The sequence below is a fragment of the Pyxidicoccus sp. M6 genome (assembly GCF_055568925.1).
In genome coordinates this window covers 55,739-72,644 of the sequence record NZ_CM145714.1, presented here as the reverse complement: position 1 = coordinate 72,644, position 16,906 = coordinate 55,739, and the positions used below count along the sequence as shown (strand labels likewise).

Below are 16,906 nucleotides of genomic sequence, written 5' to 3'. Positions count from 1 at the left end.
CGAGACCCCGGGAGCAGCGTGCTAGCGTGGTCCGCTGACACATGCTTCGCCTTATCGACAACACCCAGCCTGATGCCAGCGCGGAGCGAGTGATTCAGCGCGTCCGGCAGGGCGAGCCTTTCATCTGGGTTAGCGGCTCCGCCGGTGCTGGCCGTACGCGCATCGTGGATGCGCTGACAAGTGAGTTTGCCGCGACCATCGTGGTCGAGGCCCCGTCCTTCGGTCACCCGGACGCGGCGCTGCACTCGCTGCTCCAGGCCGCTGCTCCATTGGGACCGGAGGTGATTGCGGCCGCGCTCGACGACAAGCGCAACCTCCGCGAGCGTGCTCGGGAAGTCGGGCAGGCCCTGGCGAAATCCGACCGCCTGCTACTCGTGCGCCTTCCGGAGTCCTGGGGACTGGGGCAGCTTGGAGGCGATCCAGATCGCGATCGGTTTCGTGAGCGAAGCCTTTCTCTATTGAGAGGCCTGCTGACGGTTCCCAGGCCCAGGGTCGTGTTGTTGACGGGAGGCGGCACCGGGGGCCTTGCCCAACTGCTCGACCTGGGCGAGTTCGAGCCGCAACGAATCCGGCTGGGCCGGGCGAAGCTGCGAAAGGGAGCCCTGGACGACATCCAGGGCTGGGGCCCCTACGCGAAGGCAGCGACTCGCGTTCGAGAGGCTCTGCAGCCGCGACTCAACAAAGGCTTGAACCTCACGCCCCCTCAGCTTCGGCTCCTCGTAGGGCTGGTGGCGCTGGGCGATTCTCCTGAAGACGCTCTCGAGGACGCAACGCCAGGGTATGGCAACACGCTCAACCTGGAGAGGCTGCTCGCTCGGTTGGAGCTGCGGCTCAGACAGCCTGAAAACGCACCGCTCCATCGAGGAGTGCTTCGCTTCGCCCAGGCGCGTTATCCTCTGCCTACCCAGGTTGCGCTTTCCCTGGCGGAAGTGCCTCCGCAGCACGCACCGCTCCTCACCGACTGCCTTGCCTATGGCGGGACTTCGCTGCGGATGCCGGAGTCCTTGCGATGGCAGCTGCTCGGGCCCGCGTCGAGACCGATGGTGGACGCCACCATCCATGACCGTCTGGCCAAGCACTACCTTTCCCTCGATGGCGTCACGAGTCCTCTGCAACTCCAGGCCGAGACCGTGGTCCCGTGGCTGGAGAAGGTCCACCACCTGGCTCACTCGGGTCCAGCAGGCGCGGTGCAGTGGAGCGCCCAGGAGTTGCCCGCCCGGGACTTCTATTGGGACCGGGCACGGGCGCTCAGCATCGAGCAACGGGACCATCTGGGCGCCGCGGCACTGTACGAGCAGTGCATCAAGCAGTTTGGGGAAGACGACTACTCCTGCCACTACTACGCCTACAACCTCGACCGTGCAGGTGAGCAACCCGAGAACATCGAGTGGGGGTACCGGCAGGCCGTCACGCTCGCGAATGACAATCCCTGGTGGAACAGTCGGCTGGTGACCTTCCTGATTTCCCAGGCGCGTTATCGCGACGCGGAGCAGGAATGGACCAACGCGCTGGAGCGGGTGGACCCCGACCGTGTGCGAATCCATGAGGATGAGCGGCTGGCCTTGAGCTTCCACCGATGGGTGGTTCGTGCCTGGCTCGACAGCGGCGAGGTCTCTCGGGCACGCAAGGCCTTCGACGAGATTCCGGCCGGGGTGATTGCCAGCGATGCAGGTCTGCGCCAACTGGCCTGGCGGCTCGAGGATGCGGAGGAGGCGGCGGCGCTCGGCGAGTCGGTCTACCCCGCCGGTCTTCCCGTCTCCGAGCGGTGGCGACGTCCCGATGCCGTCTCTCCAGTCGCCCCCGATGGTTCTCCGCTTCAGGGTTGGTTTCCGGGGCGAATCCTGGATGCAGACCCAGACCAGGTCAGCCTGGTGCTCGCGGTGCCCGCGCCGGAGCCCCAGAAGCGGCGGGTCATCCGCACCAGTCTATCGGCCGAGGAGTGGCAGCAGTACGGCGGCTGGGGGCCCCTGCCTGAAGTCTCGGGGTTCTTCATCTTTGCGCGCTACGAGAGTGGTGAAGCCCGCCTCATTGCCCAGAGCGTGCCGCTACCTCCATGGGCCTCCTCGGAAGCCCCTCCAGCGGATCCGCACCTGAGCCAATGGACACGCACCTGACGGCCAGCCAGCCTCTGGCGACACTAACGAGTCTGGACCGGCGCTGGCTGCACCTGTTCGTCTGCGGGCCCGGAGTCGGCGAGGGATTGGCTCTCGCGCTGCCGGGCTCGGGCTGGGTGTTCGTCGACTCGTGCAAGGTCGAGGAAAAGCTCCCTCAGCAGCTTCTTTTCGAGCAGTACCGGAACCCCACCGGCGTGGACCCCCTCCATGCCATGGTCCTGACTCATCCCCACCAAGACCACGCCTCCGGCTTCGCCGAGTTGGTTGACGTGCTCGTCCCGGAAGCCATTGCCACCACCGGGAATCCACCGCCGAAGTACCACCTGGTGGAGGCCATCGACGCCTTGCTCGCATCAACCCCTTCGCAGGTCACGAGTGCCAGGAATGTCGCGATGACAGTCCGGGCCGCGGCCAGGGCCATCAAGGAGTGGGAGTTCAAGACGGGCCGGCAGTTGCTGCCCTTGCGAGATGGTGAAGCCATCTCCACGGGGACCAGTCCCGCTTCCATCGCATGCCGTGCCCCAACGGACGCGGACATCGCCCGCTTGCTGGGGCCTCCTCCTTCAGCCCAGGTTGCCAGGAACGCCAACCACCTGAGCGCAGTGCTGGAGGTGATTTTCGGTCAGGCCCGCGTCGTGCCACACCATGCATCCACCCACGCGCTCCATCCCCAGTTGCTCTCCTCCACGGGGCCAACGGCCCGGGGCTGGTGTGTGACGCCCTACCGGAATTCGGGGCTGCCGCGAACCGAGGCCGGAGAAGGGCTCTCGCAGCTCCTCGCGGCAGAACCCTCGGTTCACGTCACGGCGCCCCCTGCTTCCTGTGAGCAGAAAGGGTGGGTTCCTTCTCCCGTGGTGACGCTGCGACAGCTCGATGCCGAAGCGAAAACGGCTCCCACGGGCGACCCGCTCCTCGACCGGGGCATCGACATCCGCGGTGCCGGGCCCAAGGTCCCGCTGGATTCTGTCTGGTGCCTGGCGTTCGACGACACAGGTCAGGTCGTCGGGCGCTGGCGAGGCCGCCAGGCATTCGAAGTCATGTGACGCCCGTCACATGAGGCGCTTGAACAGGCCGAGCTTCCCGACGTACGGCGGATAGCGCAGCTTCATGTCCAGCGCGAAGGGTCGCTTCACCACGCTCTTCTTGTGGCTGAAGGCGTCGAAGCTCGCCTGGCCGTGGTAGCCGCCCAGGCCGGACTCGCCCACGCCTCCAAACGGAAGCCCCTCCGCCGCGAAGTGCACGCACACGTCGTTGGTGACCGCTCCACCGCTGGAAGTCTCGGCGAGGACGCGCTCGTTCACCGCGGCGTCGCGCGCGAAGCTGTAGAGCGCGAGCGGCTTCGGACGGGAGCGTACGAAGCGGATGGCGTCCTCGACGCTCGGGCAGTCCACGAGCGGCAGCAGCGGGCCGAAGATTTCCTCCTGCATCAGCGGGCTTTCCAGGGGCGCATCCGTGATGACGGTGGGCGCGAAGAAGCGGCTGGCCGCGTCCCGCTCACCACCGAAGGCGACGGTGCCGTGGGACGCGAGCGCGCTGACGCGCTCGAAGTGACGCGCGCTGACGATGCGGCCGTAGTCGCTGCTCGCGCGCGCATCCGCGCCATAGAAGTCCCTGACGGCCTTGCCCACCAACTCGGTGAAGCGGCCCTTCAGCTCGGAGGGGATGAGCACGTAGTCCGGCGCGATGCACGTCTGCCCGGCGTTGACGTACTTGCCCCAGGCGATGCGCCGCGCGGTGACTTCCAGGTCCGCGCTCTTGTCCACGATGCAGGGGCTCTTTCCTCCCAGCTCCAGGACGGTGGGCGTGAGGTGCTTCGCCGCGGCCTGGGCCACGACGCGGCCCACCTGGGTGCCACCGGTGAAGAAGATGAGGTCCCAGCGCTCCGCGAGGAGCGCCTGGCTCGCCTCGACGCCACCCTCCACGACGGAGACGACCTCTGGCGGAAACGCCTCGCCCAGCATCCGCGCGAGCACGCTGGACGTCGCGGGGGACAGCTCGCTGGGCTTCAGCACGGCGGTGCAGCCCGCGGCGAGCGCCCCGATGAGCGGCGCAATCGCGAGCTGGTAGGGGTAGTTCCACGGCGAGATGACCAGCGTCACGCCCAGCGGCTCCAGGTACTGATAGGCCCGCGCGGGTTGGATGACGATGGGCGCCGAGCCCCGGCGTGGCTTCATCCACGCCTTCACGTTCTTGAGGGCGTTCTTCACCTCACCGTAGATGCTGCCGACCTCGGTGAGGTACGCCTCCTCCGCGCTCTTCGACAGGTCCGACTTGAGCGCGGCGAGGATTTCCGCCTCGTACTTGCGAGCCACCCTTTCGAGTGCCCGCAACTGCTCCCGCCGCCACTCCAGCGGGAGCGTGACGCGCGTCTCGAAGTACGCGCGCTGCTTTTCAACAAGGTCCCTCGCGTCGAGCGAAGGCAACGGCTCGGCAGCGAGGGGACTGAGGTTCCGAGCCATGGGACATCTCCTTCTGTGTGCGGGAGGAACTACTTCAAGAACTCACCCTTCTCGGCCTTCTCGACGAGCGACACGGGGGGCAGGAAGTGCTTGCCGTAGCGCTCCGCGAGCTGGCGAGCACGGTTGACGAAGCCCCGAGGCCCCCTACCGGTGGGCCCCTCGTAGCCGTTGATGTACTGCACCACGCCGCCCGTCCACGCCGGGAAGCCGATGCCGAGGATGGAACCCACGTTCGCATCCGCGGCGGAGCGCAGCACGCCCTCGTCGAAGCAGCGCACCGTGTCGATGGCCTCGGCGAAGAGCATGCGTTCCTTCATGTCCTCGAAGGGAATGGTGTAGCCGGGCTTCGTGTAGTGCTGCGTGAGCCCCGACCACAGGCCCGTGCGCTTGCCGTCCACGTAATCGTAGAAGCCGCCGCCGGTGGAGCGACCCTTGCGCCCGTGCTTGTCAATCATCGCGTCCACGACGGCGTAGCTGCCGTGGTCCGGCCACTGCTGGCCCGAGGCCAGGACGGCGGCCTTCGTCTCCTCGCGAATCTTGCGGGGCAGCGTCAACGTGAGTTCGTCCATGAGCTGCAGCGGCGCCGCGGGGTAGCCCGCCTGCTGGCCGGCCTGCTCGATGGACGCGGGGTGGATGCCCTCGCCCACCATGGCGATGGCCTCGTTGAGGAAGGTGCCGATGACGCGGCTGGTGAAGAAGCCGCGGCTGTCGTTGACGACGATGGGCGTCTTCCCAATCTGCACCGCGATGTCGATGGCCTTCGCCAGCGTCGCGTCGCTCGTCTTCTTCCCGGCGATGAGCTCCAGCAGCGGCATCTTGTCCACGGGCGAGAAGAAGTGCATGCCCACGAAGTCCGGCGTCCGCTTCACGCCCTCGGCGAGCAGCGTAATGGGCAGCGTGGACGTGTTGGAGGCCAGCACCGCGTCCGGAGCGACGACGTCCTGAATCTCCTGGAACACCTTGTGCTTCAGCTCCACGCTCTCGAAGACGGCCTCGATGACGAGGTCGCAGCCGGCGAGCGCCTTGGGGTCGGCCGTCGGAGTGATGCGCGCCAGCAGCGCGTCACCCTTCTCCTTGGTGACCTTGCCCTTCTCGATGCCCTTCTGCACCAGCTTGGCGGAGTACTGCTTGCCCTTCTCGGCGGACTCGACGCTCACATCCTTGAGCACCACGTCGATGCCGGCCTTGGCGCAGACGTAGGCGATGCCCGCGCCCATCATGCCGGCGCCGAGGATGCCCACCTTCTTCGCCGTGTGCTGCGGGTAGCCCTTGGGCCGGCCGCCGCCCGAGTTGATGTGCTGCATGTCGAAGAAGAACGCCTGAATCATGTTCTTCGCGACCTGGCCGGTGGCGAGCTCGACGAAGTAGCGCGACTCGATGGCGAACGCGGTGTCCACGTCTACCTGCGTGCTCTCCACGGCCACGGCCATGATGGCGCGCGGCGCGGGCATGTTGGCGCCCTTGAGCTGCTTGCGCAGGTTCGCCGGGAAGGCAGGCAGGTTCGCCGCGAGGCCCGGGTTCGACGGCGTGCCGCCCGGAATCTTGTAGCCCTTCACGTCCCACGGCTGCTGCGCGCTCGGGTTGGCCTTCACCCACGCCTTCGCGGCCGGGAGCAGCGCGTCCACCGAGTCCACCACCTCGTGCACGAGGCCAATCTCCTTCGCCTCCTGCGGGCGGTAGCGCTGGCCCTGGACGAGCACCTTCATCAGCGCGTCCACGATGCCGAGCATGCGCACCGTGCGCACCACGCCGCCGCCACCGGGCAAGAGGCCCAGCGTCACTTCCGGCAGGCCAATCTGCGCGCCCTTCACGTCCGCGACGATGCGGCGGTGGCACGCGAGCGCGATTTCGAGCCCGCCACCCAGCGCCGCGCCGTTGATGGCCGCGACGACGGGCTTGCCCAGCGTCTCCAGCGTGCGGAGCTGCGCCTTGATTTCCTGCCCCAGCTCGAAGACCTGCTTCGCGTCTTCCTTCTGTACGCGGATGAGGTCGTTCAAGTCTCCACCCGCGAAGAAGGTCTTCTTCGCAGAGGTGATGATGACGCCGGTGATGCTGTTCTTCTCCTGGACCAGCCGGTCCACCGCCGCGCGCATGGACTTCACGTAGGCGGCGTTCATCGTGTTCGCGTTCTGGCTCGGGTCATCCAGCGTCAAGATGACGATGCCGTCGGCGTCTTTGTCCCAGCGGATGGTGTTCTGCTCGCTCATGGGTTCGCTCGAAAGGGTGTCTTGGAAAGGAAGGGAATCAGACGCGCTCGACGAGGGTGGCCACGCCCATGCCGCCGCCGACGCAGAGGGTGACGACGGCGCGCCTGGCCTTGCGGCGCTCCAATTCGTCCACCACGGTGCCCAGAATCATCGCGCCGGTGGCGCCCAGCGGGTGGCCCATGGCGATGGCGCCGCCGTTGACGTTGAGCTTCTCGTCGGGGATGCGCAGGTCCTTCTGGTACTTGAGAACCACGGAGGCGAAGGCCTCGTTGAGCTCGAAGAGGTCGATGTCCTCCGGCTTCAGGCCGGCGATGTCGAGCAGCTTCTTCGTGGCCGGCAGCGGGCCGGTGAGCATGATGGTCGGCTCGGCGCCGGACGTGGCCGTGGCGGCGATGCGCGCGCGCGGCGTCAGGCCGAGCTGCTTGCCCACCTTCTCCGAGCCCACCAGCACCAGCGCCGCGCCGTCCACGATGCCGGACGAGTTGCCGGGCGTGTGCACGTGGTTGATGCGCTCCACGAAGTGGTACTTCTGCAGCGCCACCGCGTCGAAGCCGCCCATCTCGCCCATGCCTTCGAAGGACGCGGGGAGCTTGCCGAGCGAGGCCACCGTGGTGTCCGGGCGCATGTGCTCGTCGCGGTCCAGCACGGTGAGGCCGTTCTGGTCCACCACCGGGACGACGGACTTCTTGAAGTAGCCACCGGCCCACGCCTTGGCGGCCAGCTCCTGCGAGCGCGCCGCGTAGCGGTCCACGTCCTCGCGGGTGAAGCCTTCAATCGTCGCGATGAGGTCCGCGGAGATGCCCTGCGGCACGAAGTAGGTGTCGTAGTTGGTGGCGGGGTCCATGGCCCACGCACCACCGTCCGAGCCCATGGGCACGCGCGACATGCTCTCCACGCCGCCCGCGATGACGAGCTGCTCCCAGCCCGAGCGCACCTGCTGTGCGGCCATGTTCACCGCCGTCAGGCCCGAGGCACAGAAGCGGTTGAGCTGCACGCCGCCCACCGTCTCGGGAAGGCCGGCCGCGAGCACCAGCGTGCGGGCAATATCCGCGCCCTGGTCACCCACCGGCGAGACGATGCCGAGCACCACGTCGTCGATGGCCTTCGGGTCCAGGTTCGGGTGGCGCTTCTTCAGCGCATCCACCAGACCGACGAGCAGGGACAGGGGCTTGGTGCCATGCAGCGCGCCCTTCTTGCCCTTGCCGCGAGGGGTGCGTACGGCGTCGAAGATGAAAGCTTCCTGGCTCACATGAGCCTCCTTGGGAAACGGTTGAAGGGACCTACAGGGAGCGGGCGACGAGCTCTTTCATGACCTCGTTCGCACCGGCGAGGATTCGCAGCACGCGGGTGTCCGCGAACAGATGAGCAATGGGGTATTCCTTCATGTACCCATACCCGCCAAACAACTGAAGGCAACGGTCCGCGACGATGCAGGCCTGGTCCGTAATCCAATACTTGGCCATGGCCGCGGTGGCCACGTCCAGTCTGCCCGCCAGGTGGGCTTCGATGCAGTCGTCGATGAAGGCACGGCAGACGCGCCGGAGCGTCGCACACTCCGCCAATTCGAAGCGCGTGTTCTGCATGGCGAACAGCGGCTTGCCGAAGACCTGGCGCTGCTTCGTGTAGTCGAGGGTGACCTCCACTGCGCGTTCCAGGCTCGCCATGGCGATGACGGCCGTGCTCAGCCGCTCCTGGGGAAGCTGCTGCATGAGCTGGATGAAGCCCTGGCCCTCCTCACCGCCAAGCAGGTTCACCGCCGGGATTTTCAGGTCATCGAAGAAGAGCTCGGTCGTGTCCTGTCCCTTCCCGCCGAGCTTTTCGAGGATGCGCCCCCGCTCGAAGCCGGGCGTCGTGTCGGAGACCTCGGCACACAGCAGCGAGATTCCGGCGTGGCCCTTCTCCCCCGTCCGCACCGCGATGATGAGGAAGTCGCACACGTAGCCGTTGGAGATGAACGTCTTCGCCCCGCTCACGCGGTAGAAGTCCCCTTCACGTACCGCGCGGGTGGAGATGGCCTGGAGGTCCGAGCCCGTCCCTGGCTCCGTCATCGCGATGGCGCCCACCCACTCGCCGCTCGCGAGCTTGGGCAGCCACTTCTGCTTCTGGGCCTCGGACGCGTAGGCGAGGACGTAGTGCGCGACGATGGTGTTGTGGACCGCGAAGCCCATGGACGGGTCCCCGGCGCGGACCTGCTCCTCGATGAGCACCGTCTCATGGGCAAACGTGCCGCCAGCGCCGCCGTAGGCCTCGGGGATGGACATACAGAGGAGCCCCAGCTCGCCTGCCCGCCGGTAGAGCGCCTTGTCCGGGTACCCCTGGGCCACGTGCTTGGGCACGTTGGGGATGACCTCCTTCGTGAAGTAGTTGGCCGCGAGGCCGCGCACCTGCTCGAGCTCGTCCGAGCTCCACCGAGAACGTGCTGCCGTCATGTCTGTGTCTCCCGGGCGGTGTGCCGCTAGAGCCCGAACGTCTTGCCGATGATGTCGCGCTGGATTTCGCTGGTGCCGCCGTAGACGGTGGAGATGACGGTGGCGCGCAGATGCGACTCCATGTCGTATTCCGTGGCGTAGCCGTAGCCGCCCATCATCTGCATGCCTTCGAGCGCCACGCGCTTGGCCGTCTCACTCGTCTTCAGCTTCGCCATGGACGCCTCGCGCGGGAGCATCCGCTCCGGGGCCTCATCCGCCATGGCCGCCACGCGGTAGACGAGCAGCTCGCAGCAGTCGAGCTCGGTGGCGAGGTCCGCGATGCGGTGCTTGAGCGCCTGGAACGAGCCCACCGGCTTGCCGAACTGCTTGCGGTCCTTCACGTACGCGACGGCGTCATCGAACGCGCGCCGGCCGCGCCCGAGCATGGTGGCCGCGAGGATGAGCCGCTCGCTGTTGAGCCCCGCCATCAACTGGGGCCACGCCTGGTCCACCACGCCGACGACGGCGCTCTCGGGCAGGAAGCAGTCGGTGAAGTAGACGTCGTTGACGTCCTTGCCAGCCATCGTCGGGATGCCGCGAATCTCCACGCCCGGCGTGTTGGAGGGGATGCAGAACAGGGTGAGGCCCTCGTGCCGCGAGCCCGCGGCGCCGGTGCGTGCCACGAGCAGCAGGTGGTCCGCGAGGTGCGCGTTCGAGCACCACGTCTTCTGCCCGTTGATGATGAAGCCCCCATTCGTCCGCGTCGCCCGGCAGGTGATGGCGGCGACGTCCGAGCCGGCCCCGGGCTCGGAAATCGAAATCGCCTCCACGCGGCCCCGGGTGATGCCGCCGAGGACCTTCTCCCGCTGCGCCTCGGTGCCGAACTTCAGGTACGGGCCGGCGGCGACCGCCGTGGTGACATAGCCACCCACCGGAGCGAGCCCGTACGCGATGCGCTCGGCGAAGAGGCACATGTCCGTCATGCCGCCGCCCGAGCCGCCGTACTTCAACGGAATGCCCACGCCGAGCCAGCCGAGCTCCGCCATCTGCGCGTAGAGCGCGGCGTTGTGCGCTTCGGTGCCGTGGTGGGTCAGCGCGTCGCGCTGCGCGCGCGTCCCCGTCTTGTCACGGCAGAACGCATCGATGGCGGCGGCGAACGAGGCTTGCTCCGGTGTTCTCGCGTGCATGAGAAAGAGGCCCTTTCAGGCGTTGGCGTAGAGCGAGGCGATGCGCTCGGCGTACCGCGCGAGGATGACGCGGCGCTTGAGCTTGAGGGTGAGGGTGAGCTCGTCCGTCGCGGGAGACCACACCTCGGAGACCACGTCGAAGCGCTTCACCTGCTCCGCCCGGGAGAGCCGGGCGTTGGTCGAGGCAACGAGCGAGTCCAGCTCGGCGCGAATCGCCGGCGCCTTCACGAGGTCGGCGAGCGATTGCGCCTCGACGCCGCGGGCCTTGGCCCAGAGCGGCGCGGCCTCCGGGTCGAGGGAGATGAGCGCCGTCACATGGGGACGCCCATCGCCAATCGCCATCGCATTGCCGACGAGGGGATGCGCGCGCAGCATCGCCTCGATTTTGGAGGGCGCGATGTTCTTCCCGTACGAGGTGATGAGCAGCTCCTTCTTGCGGTCGGTGATGGAGAGGAAGCCGTCCGCATCCACCGTGCCGATGTCACCGGTGGCGAGCCAGCCATCCGCATCCGTCGCGCTGACGATGTCGCCGTTCGAGGAGAGGTAGCCGAGGAACACGATGGGGCCCTTGACGAAGATTTCCCCGTCCTCCGCCAGCCGGATCTGCACCCCGGGAATGGGCAGGCCCACGGCGCCCACGCGGAAGTCTCCGGGCGTGTTGACGGTGGCGCAGCCTGTCGTCTCGCTCATGCCCCAGACCTCGAGCACCTTGAGCCCGAAGCCGCCGAGGTACTCGAGGACTTCGACGGGGATGGGCGCGGAGCCACTGCTCGCCCATACGAGCGCGTCCAGGCCCATGGATTGGCGCAGCGGCTTGAGGACGCGGGCCTCCGCCTCGTCGACCTTCCGTTGAAGCTCCGGAGGCACCTGCTTGCCCGAACCTTCGAGCCGGAAGGCCTCCATCGCCACCGCGTGGGCGGCGAGGATGGGCTCGCGCTTCTGGGGCTCGAGCGCATCCAGCTTCACCCGCAGGCCCGCGGCGAGCTTCTCCCAGAGGCGCGGCACGCCGAAGAACGCGGGAGCCCGCGTCCGCGCCAGCAGCGGAACCACGCCCACCGGGTCCGTACAGATGTGCACGTGCAGCGCCTTGTAGAGCGCGCGGTAGAGGCCCAGCTCGCGCTCGCCGATGTGCGCCAGCGGCAGGTAGGCGACGGAGGGCACCCGCATCGGAACGGGGGCCGCGAGGTCCACCGCGATGGCCTCGTAGAAGACGTTGCGGTGGCTCAGCACCACGCCCTTCGGGTCGCCGGTGGTGCCCGAGGTGTAGATCATCGAGAGGGCGTCATCCGGCCGGATGCCCTTCCAGCCGTCCTCGAAGACGGTGGCGTCCAGTTGGTGCAGAGCGCGTCCCTCCGCCTCCACCTCCGCGAAGGAGATGAAGCGCGCATCGCCAGCGGGGATGGCCGAGGCGTCGAGGACGACGATGCGCTTGAGCGCCTGGAGCGTGTGGAGCACCGGCTTCCACCGTGCGAGCTCGTCCGCGCCCTCCAGCACCACCACCGTGGCGGCACTGTGCCGCGCGACGAAGCCCACTTGCTCCGTGCTCAGCGTCTGGTACGCGGTACATGAGATGGCGGCGAGGTGGGCCGCCGCGTAGTCGATGAGCCAGTGCTCCGGCCGCAGCGACATCATGATCATCATCCGCTCGCCCCGCTTCAGCCCGAGCGCGCCGAGCCCGCGAGCGAGCGCCGCCGTCCGCTCGCGAAGCTCCGCCCAGGTGAGCGTCTTGTCCCCGGCGGTGAGCGCGGGAGCGTCCGCGTATTCAGCGGCATTGCGCTGGAGGAGCAGCGGTAGCGTGAGCTTGTCCGCCTGCGAATTGCACTGCGCTTCCATGGCTGCGAGTGACGGACGCACGGGCACCTCCTGCGCTTCAGGGTTTGGACTTACTGGGAGCTGTGTTCCTCTTCAGGGGTCGACGTAGAGGTCGAGGAGGATGTCGGTGCCGCCCCCGTAGCGGGTGAAGTCGGTGACGCCCTCGGCGCGGAGGACGTCCTCATCGATGAAGGTGTTTCCGGTGCAGTCGCGCGGCCGGCGCTGGAGGATGGCCACGGCCGCGTCCGCCATGATGTCCGGCGTGCGGGCCCGCTGCATGGACGTGTCGCCCCCGAGCAGGTTCTTCACGGCGGCGGTGGCGATGAGCGTCTTGGGCCAGAGTGCGTTCGCCGCGATGCCGGCCTCGGCGAGCTCCGCCGCCCACCCGAGCGTGAGCAGCGTCATCCCATACTTGGCCATCGTGTACGCCGGATGCTTGCCCATCCAGTGCGGCGCGAGATTGATGGGCGGCGAGAGCGAGAGGATGTGCGGATGCGACGAGCGCCGCAGGTGCGGCAGCGACGCGCGCGTCAGCAGGAACGTCCCCCTCAACTGAATCTGCTGCATCAAATCGAACCGCTTGACGGGCAGCTCCTCCGTCTTGAGCGGAGCGAGGGCACTGGCGTTGTTCACGCAGAAGTCGATGCCGCCGAAGCGCGCCACCGTCTCGTCCACGGCCCGCTGCACGTCCGCCTCGTCGCGCACGTCGCCGACCACCGCGAGCGCCTTGCCGCCCGCGGCTTCGATTTCCGCGGCCGCCGTGTGCACCGTCCCGGGCAGCCGCGGGTCCGGCGTGTCCGTCTTCGCCAGGAGCGCGACGTTGGCGCCGAGCCGTCCGGCCGCGACGCCAATCGCCAGCCCGATTCCCCGGCTCCCTCCGGACATCAACAGCGTGCGTCCCGCCAGCGGCCTGGAGGTCGTCATTCGCTTTTTCCTCGCTTGTGCATCGGCTTCGGTTCGTCGCGCTCGGGGCCCGTCTGCTGGGCGAGCTGGGGGAACACGTCACGCACGATGGTGATGAGCGCCTCGCTCAGGAGCAGGTGCGCTTCCTCGCGGGAGAGCGTGCCGCCGCGAATCCACTCGCGGATGGTGGCCTTCACCAGGCCGGCGTAGGAGCGCATCATCGCGCGCTGCCGCGCGTCGCTTCCCACCTCGACCTTGAGGCCCAGGAACTCGAGCGTCTTCAAGGAGGCCACGTTGTCCGCCTCGAAGATGATGCGCTCGACTTCCGGGTCCGAGCCGACGCTCGCCGAGCCCGTCACCGCCACGTACGTCTTTCCGTGCGTCGCGACCGTGTCGAGGTACCACTCGACGCTGCGTTCCACCCGCTGTCTCAAGCTCCCGGTCATGGGTACGCTCTCCTCCAGGCCGGGCATGAGCAGCATCCTCTTCACGACCTTCAAGTAGAGGTCTCGCTTCTGCCCGAAGTAGTGGTTGATGAGCCCCCGGGCGACGCCCGCCTCCTTCGCGATGTCCGTGGTGGACACGTCCGCATAGGGGCGCTCGCCGAACAGCCGCACGGCGCACTCGAGAATCTGCTCCCTGCGCGTGTCCGGCTCGAGCCTCTTCCGGTGTTTGGCCGCGGCGTGGCTCATGACTTCTTCTCCAGCCAGGGCAGGAACGCCGGCAGGTCCTGGCCCACGGTGCGGGGGAACTTCGCGGGCCGCTTCTGCAGGAAGGACATCACGCCCTCCACGGCATCCTCGCTCTGGCCCAGGCTCGCGATGAGCTGGCTGTCGAGCGCGAAGGCGGGCTCGGGCGAGGGAAGCGCGCTCATCCGGTAGAGCTCCTGCCGGATGACGGCCACGGACACCGGCGCGGTCGTCTCCACCAACTCGCGGGCGAGCGAATAGGCGGCATCGAGCAGCGCCCCGGGCTCATGGAGCGACTTCACGAGGCCCGCGGCGAGCGCCTCTTCCGCGGGAATGAGCCGGCCGCTCACCATCCAGTCGAGCGCGCGTCCCATCCCGACGATGCGAGGCAGGAACCAGCTCGAGCCCGCCTCCGGGTAGATGCCGCGCCGGCTGAAGACGAAGCCGAAGCGGCTGTCCTTCGCCGCGAGACGGAAGTCCGCGGGGAGAATCATCGTCGAGCCCACGCCCACCGCGGCACCCTGCACGGCGGCGATGACCGGCTTGCGCAGCGCGAACATCCGGCGCGTCACCCGCGTGGCCGGCTCCACCCAGCCGCGCTCCAGCGTCTGCGTGTTCATCACCTCGAAGGACTGGCCGCTCAGGTCCGCGCCCACGCAGAAGTCCTTGCCGGCGCCGGTGAGCACGACGACGCGGACGTCCTCGTTCGCATCGGCGGCCTCGAGCGCGTCGCCGAGCTCGTCCGCCATGGTCACCGTGAATCCATTCCGCGCTTCCGGACGGTGCAGCTCCAGCGTGGCAACCCGGTCCGAGATGGAAGACCGGATGTGTTGGTAGGTCATGCGGTGACGGCCTCCGTGCCTCTGTGGAAGGGGATGATGGGAAGTTATTGGCACAGTGTCAATAACCGGGTTCGCCTGGCGGGCTGTCTGGTTTGCGACGTGGCGCGTCATGAAAAGCGTTGTTGGCAATCGCAGACACGCACTACGCAGGGGGTCATGACTCGAACGCTCGGTGCTCATGGGCCTGCCGTCTCCTCGCTGGGCCTCGGCCTCGCCGCACTTGGCCGGCCGGGCTACATCACGTTGGGGCATGGCTCGGACTTTGGGCAGGACCGCTCCGTCTCCGCAATGGAGCGGCAGGCACATGCCGTGCTCGACGCCGCGTATTCCGACGGCATCCGCTACTTCGACGCCGCTCGCTCGTACGGCCGCGCGGAGGCCTTCCTCGCCTCGTGGCTCGCCGCGCGGGGCCTGCGTCCCGGCGACGTCACCGTGGGCTCGAAGTGGGGCTACACGTACACGGCCGGCTGGCAGGTGCGGGCCGAGCACCACGAGGTGAAGGACCACACGCTTCCCACCTTCCAGCGTCAGCTCGGTGAGAGCCGCGCGCTGCTCGGGCCGTACCTGTCGCTGTACCAGATTCACTCGGCCACTTTCGAAAGCGGCGTGCTCGAGGACACCGCTGTCCTCTCCGCGCTGGCACGGTTGCGCGGGGAAGGTGTCGTGGTGGGGCTGTCCCTCAGTGGGGCCTCGCAGGCGGACGTGCTGCGGCGCGCGCTGGAGGTCCGCGTGGACGGAGCGCCGCTGTTCGGTTGCGTGCAGGCCACGTGGAACCTGCTGGAGCGCTCCGCCGGGCCTGCGCTCGCGGAGGCCCATGCGGCTGGCTGGGGCGTCATCATCAAGGAAGCCGTGGCCAATGGCCGGCTCACCTCTCGCGACTCCAGCCCGGAGTTGCGTCCCCTGCGCGAGCTGGCCCGGGAGCACGGCGTGACGCCGGATGCGATTGCGCTCGCCGCGGTGCTCGCGCAGCCGTGGGCCTCCGTGGTGCTGAGCGGCGCGTCCACCGTGGAGCAGCTCCGCGACAACCTGGACGCGCGCTCCGTCACGTGGAGCGCGGAGCTGGAGGCCCGGCTGCACGAAATGCAAGAAGCGCCTCGCACCTACTGGGCGAAGCGCTCCTCACTTCCGTGGAACTGATTGAGGACTCAGCTCACGGCGTCTGGTGGACGCTCGCGAAGTCCACGTCGAAGTCCGCGCCGGTGGCGTTCGTCGAGTAGATGATGAGCTCGTTGGCCGGCGACACGCCGTTGGGCGCCTGCAGCCACTCCCACGCGTTCGTCACGGTGTTCTCCACGTCGACGTGCGTGTTGCCGCCGTTGCCCGTGCCCAGACCCACCTTGCCGCTGCGCACGTAGACCCAGGCGCCCGACACCGTGTGGTCCGGCCCGTCGGTGTCGCACGGGTTGTCGGACTGGAACACCTGCACCAGGCCATTGCGCTCAGCCGTGGTGACGACGCGCATCATCCGCCCGCCCGCCACGCGCGTGGACGACTTCACCTCCGTGAGGAAGCGCGCCGGCACCGTGTTGGCGAACAGCGACCAGTTCGCCGCCGCGGACCAGCCCGCGCTGCCCGGCACCGACACGCTCGTCGTCACCTGGGCACTGCCGCCGCTCAGCGTGTTGAAGTCCGGGTTCTTCAGCAGGTTGGGCGTCTCCACGATGCTGGCCGTGTCGACGAAGAACTCCGCGCCTCCGACGTCCGCCGAGTAGATGATGAATTCGTTGGCCGGGGACACGCCGTTGGACGCGGTGAGGTACTCCCACTGGCCCGTCGTCTGGCTCACGGCGTCCAGGCCCGTGTTGCCACCATTGCCCGTGCCGATGCCCACCTTGCCGCGCAGCACGAACACCCACGCGCCGGCGATGACCTTCTGCGGCCCCGTGCCGTACGGCCCGAACACCTGCACCAGGCCGTTGCCCCAGCCCAGCGTGTTCACCTGAATCATGTTCGAGTTGCCCGCGTTGGGCCGTGCCGACGGCAGCACCCGCGAGTAGATGTAGCCCGCGGTGTTGGTGAACATCGTCCAGTTCTCCGCCGCGGACCAACCTGCACCGCCGGGCACCGCCGTCGTCACGGTGACGGGATTCACCTGGCCCGCCGTGTCGAAGCTCGGGTTGGACAGATGGTTCGCCTTGATGGGCGGGAGGCAGAGCCCCTGCTCCGCGCTCGCGAGCTCGGACGTGGCGCCGGGCGCGGCGTCCTCGGGGACGGGGCCACAGGCGATGGAGAACAGCAGGGCGGCGGACAGCAGGGCACGGCGTTGCATGGGAGGCTCCTTGGGG

The 16,906-nt window shown here is 68.1% G+C and carries 13 protein-coding genes; 3 read left to right on the top strand and 10 right to left on the bottom strand.

The window, feature by feature from the left end; all coding sequences use genetic code 11:
* Positions 1 to 41: 41 nt before the first annotated feature.
* Entirely contained in the window at positions 42 to 2,114 is a 2,073-nt protein-coding gene (locus ACVTJA_RS00290) for a hypothetical protein (protein WP_465832746.1), read from the top strand.
* Positions 2,099 to 3,157, top strand: a complete 1,059-nt coding sequence (locus tag ACVTJA_RS00285; RefSeq protein WP_465832745.1) for a ComEC/Rec2 family competence protein — start codon at positions 2,099 to 2,101, stop codon at positions 3,155 to 3,157. The genes ACVTJA_RS00290 and ACVTJA_RS00285 overlap by 16 nt, the downstream gene beginning before the upstream one ends.
* A 6-nt stretch (positions 3,158 to 3,163) precedes the next feature.
* Here the strand turns inward: ACVTJA_RS00285 and ACVTJA_RS00280 are convergent, their stop codons facing one another.
* From ACVTJA_RS00280 to ACVTJA_RS00240, 9 genes are read right to left on the bottom strand one after another with little or no spacing between them, the layout of a single operon-like run.
* Positions 3,164 to 4,573: an aldehyde dehydrogenase family protein gene (locus tag ACVTJA_RS00280; RefSeq protein ID WP_465832743.1), complete on the bottom strand. Its 1,410-nt coding sequence runs from the start codon at positions 4,571 to 4,573 to the stop codon at positions 3,164 to 3,166.
* A gap of 29 nt (positions 4,574 to 4,602) precedes the next feature.
* The gene (locus ACVTJA_RS00275; RefSeq protein WP_465832742.1) at positions 4,603 to 6,780 is read right to left on the bottom strand and encodes a 3-hydroxyacyl-CoA dehydrogenase NAD-binding domain-containing protein; all 2,178 of its coding nucleotides are present in this window, start codon (positions 6,778 to 6,780) and stop codon (positions 4,603 to 4,605) included.
* Between the two features lie 37 nt (positions 6,781 to 6,817).
* On the bottom strand, positions 6,818 to 8,029 hold the full coding sequence (locus tag ACVTJA_RS00270; protein WP_465832740.1) for an acetyl-CoA C-acetyltransferase: 1,212 nt from the start codon (positions 8,027 to 8,029) through the stop codon (positions 6,818 to 6,820).
* A gap of 31 nt (positions 8,030 to 8,060) precedes the next feature.
* Positions 8,061 to 9,209 carry an acyl-CoA dehydrogenase family protein gene (locus ACVTJA_RS00265; RefSeq protein ID WP_465832738.1) on the bottom strand — a complete coding sequence of 383 codons (1,149 nt, stop codon included), beginning with the start codon at positions 9,207 to 9,209 and terminating at the stop codon, positions 8,061 to 8,063.
* Positions 9,210 to 9,235: 26 nt separating this feature from the next.
* Positions 9,236 to 10,375 (bottom strand): acyl-CoA dehydrogenase family protein, encoded by a 1,140-nt coding sequence (locus tag ACVTJA_RS00260; protein WP_465832737.1) that lies wholly within the window; start codon positions 10,373 to 10,375, stop codon positions 9,236 to 9,238.
* Positions 10,376 to 10,390: 15 nt separating this feature from the next.
* On the bottom strand, positions 10,391 to 12,229 hold the full coding sequence (locus ACVTJA_RS00255; protein ID WP_465832735.1) for an AMP-dependent synthetase/ligase: 1,839 nt from the start codon (positions 12,227 to 12,229) through the stop codon (positions 10,391 to 10,393).
* 51 nt (positions 12,230 to 12,280) lie between these two features.
* Positions 12,281 to 13,111 (bottom strand): SDR family oxidoreductase, encoded by an 831-nt coding sequence (locus tag ACVTJA_RS00250; RefSeq protein ID WP_465832733.1) that lies wholly within the window; start codon positions 13,109 to 13,111, stop codon positions 12,281 to 12,283.
* Positions 13,108 to 13,782: a TetR/AcrR family transcriptional regulator gene (locus ACVTJA_RS00245; RefSeq protein WP_465832731.1), complete on the bottom strand. Its 675-nt coding sequence runs from the start codon at positions 13,780 to 13,782 to the stop codon at positions 13,108 to 13,110. Before ACVTJA_RS00245 ends, ACVTJA_RS00250 begins: the two co-directional genes overlap by 4 nt.
* Positions 13,779 to 14,621 (bottom strand): enoyl-CoA hydratase-related protein, encoded by an 843-nt coding sequence (locus ACVTJA_RS00240; protein ID WP_465832729.1) that lies wholly within the window; start codon positions 14,619 to 14,621, stop codon positions 13,779 to 13,781. The genes ACVTJA_RS00245 and ACVTJA_RS00240 overlap by 4 nt, the downstream gene beginning before the upstream one ends.
* Positions 14,622 to 14,777: 156 nt before the next feature.
* Here ACVTJA_RS00240 and ACVTJA_RS00235 point away from each other — a divergent pair, with 156 nt between their 5' ends.
* Complete coding sequence (locus tag ACVTJA_RS00235) at positions 14,778 to 15,758, top strand: aldo/keto reductase (RefSeq protein WP_465832727.1); 981 nt, start codon at positions 14,778 to 14,780, stop codon at positions 15,756 to 15,758.
* 13 nt (positions 15,759 to 15,771) lie between these two features.
* On the opposite strand, the gene ACVTJA_RS00230 is transcribed toward ACVTJA_RS00235, so the two are convergent.
* Positions 15,772 to 16,890 carry a hypothetical protein gene (locus ACVTJA_RS00230; protein ID WP_465832726.1) on the bottom strand — a complete coding sequence of 373 codons (1,119 nt, stop codon included), beginning with the start codon at positions 16,888 to 16,890 and terminating at the stop codon, positions 15,772 to 15,774.
* Positions 16,891 to 16,906: the final 16 nt, after the last annotated feature.

Bases quoted from the DNA above. Each gene is read 5' to 3' on its own strand.
- ACVTJA_RS00290 (WP_465832746.1), top strand. From the start codon at position 42: ATGCTTCGCCTTATCGACAACACCCAGCCTGATGCCAGCGCGGAGCGA.
- ACVTJA_RS00285 (WP_465832745.1), top strand. From the start codon at position 2,099: ATGGACACGCACCTGACGGCCAGCCAGCCTCTGGCGACACTAACGAGT.
- ACVTJA_RS00280 (WP_465832743.1), bottom strand. From the start codon at position 4,573: ATGGCTCGGAACCTCAGTCCCCTCGCTGCCGAGCCGTTGCCTTCGCTC.
- ACVTJA_RS00275 (WP_465832742.1), bottom strand. From the start codon at position 6,780: ATGAGCGAGCAGAACACCATCCGCTGGGACAAAGACGCCGACGGCATC.
- ACVTJA_RS00265 (WP_465832738.1), bottom strand. From the start codon at position 9,209: ATGACGGCAGCACGTTCTCGGTGGAGCTCGGACGAGCTCGAGCAGGTG.
- ACVTJA_RS00260 (WP_465832737.1), bottom strand. From the start codon at position 10,375: ATGCACGCGAGAACACCGGAGCAAGCCTCGTTCGCCGCCGCCATCGAT.
- ACVTJA_RS00250 (WP_465832733.1), bottom strand. From the start codon at position 13,111: ATGACGACCTCCAGGCCGCTGGCGGGACGCACGCTGTTGATGTCCGGA.
- ACVTJA_RS00245 (WP_465832731.1), bottom strand. From the start codon at position 13,782: ATGAGCCACGCCGCGGCCAAACACCGGAAGAGGCTCGAGCCGGACACG.
- ACVTJA_RS00240 (WP_465832729.1), bottom strand. From the start codon at position 14,621: ATGACCTACCAACACATCCGGTCTTCCATCTCGGACCGGGTTGCCACG.
- ACVTJA_RS00235 (WP_465832727.1), top strand. From the start codon at position 14,778: ATGACTCGAACGCTCGGTGCTCATGGGCCTGCCGTCTCCTCGCTGGGC.
- ACVTJA_RS00230 (WP_465832726.1), bottom strand. From the start codon at position 16,890: ATGCAACGCCGTGCCCTGCTGTCCGCCGCCCTGCTGTTCTCCATCGCC.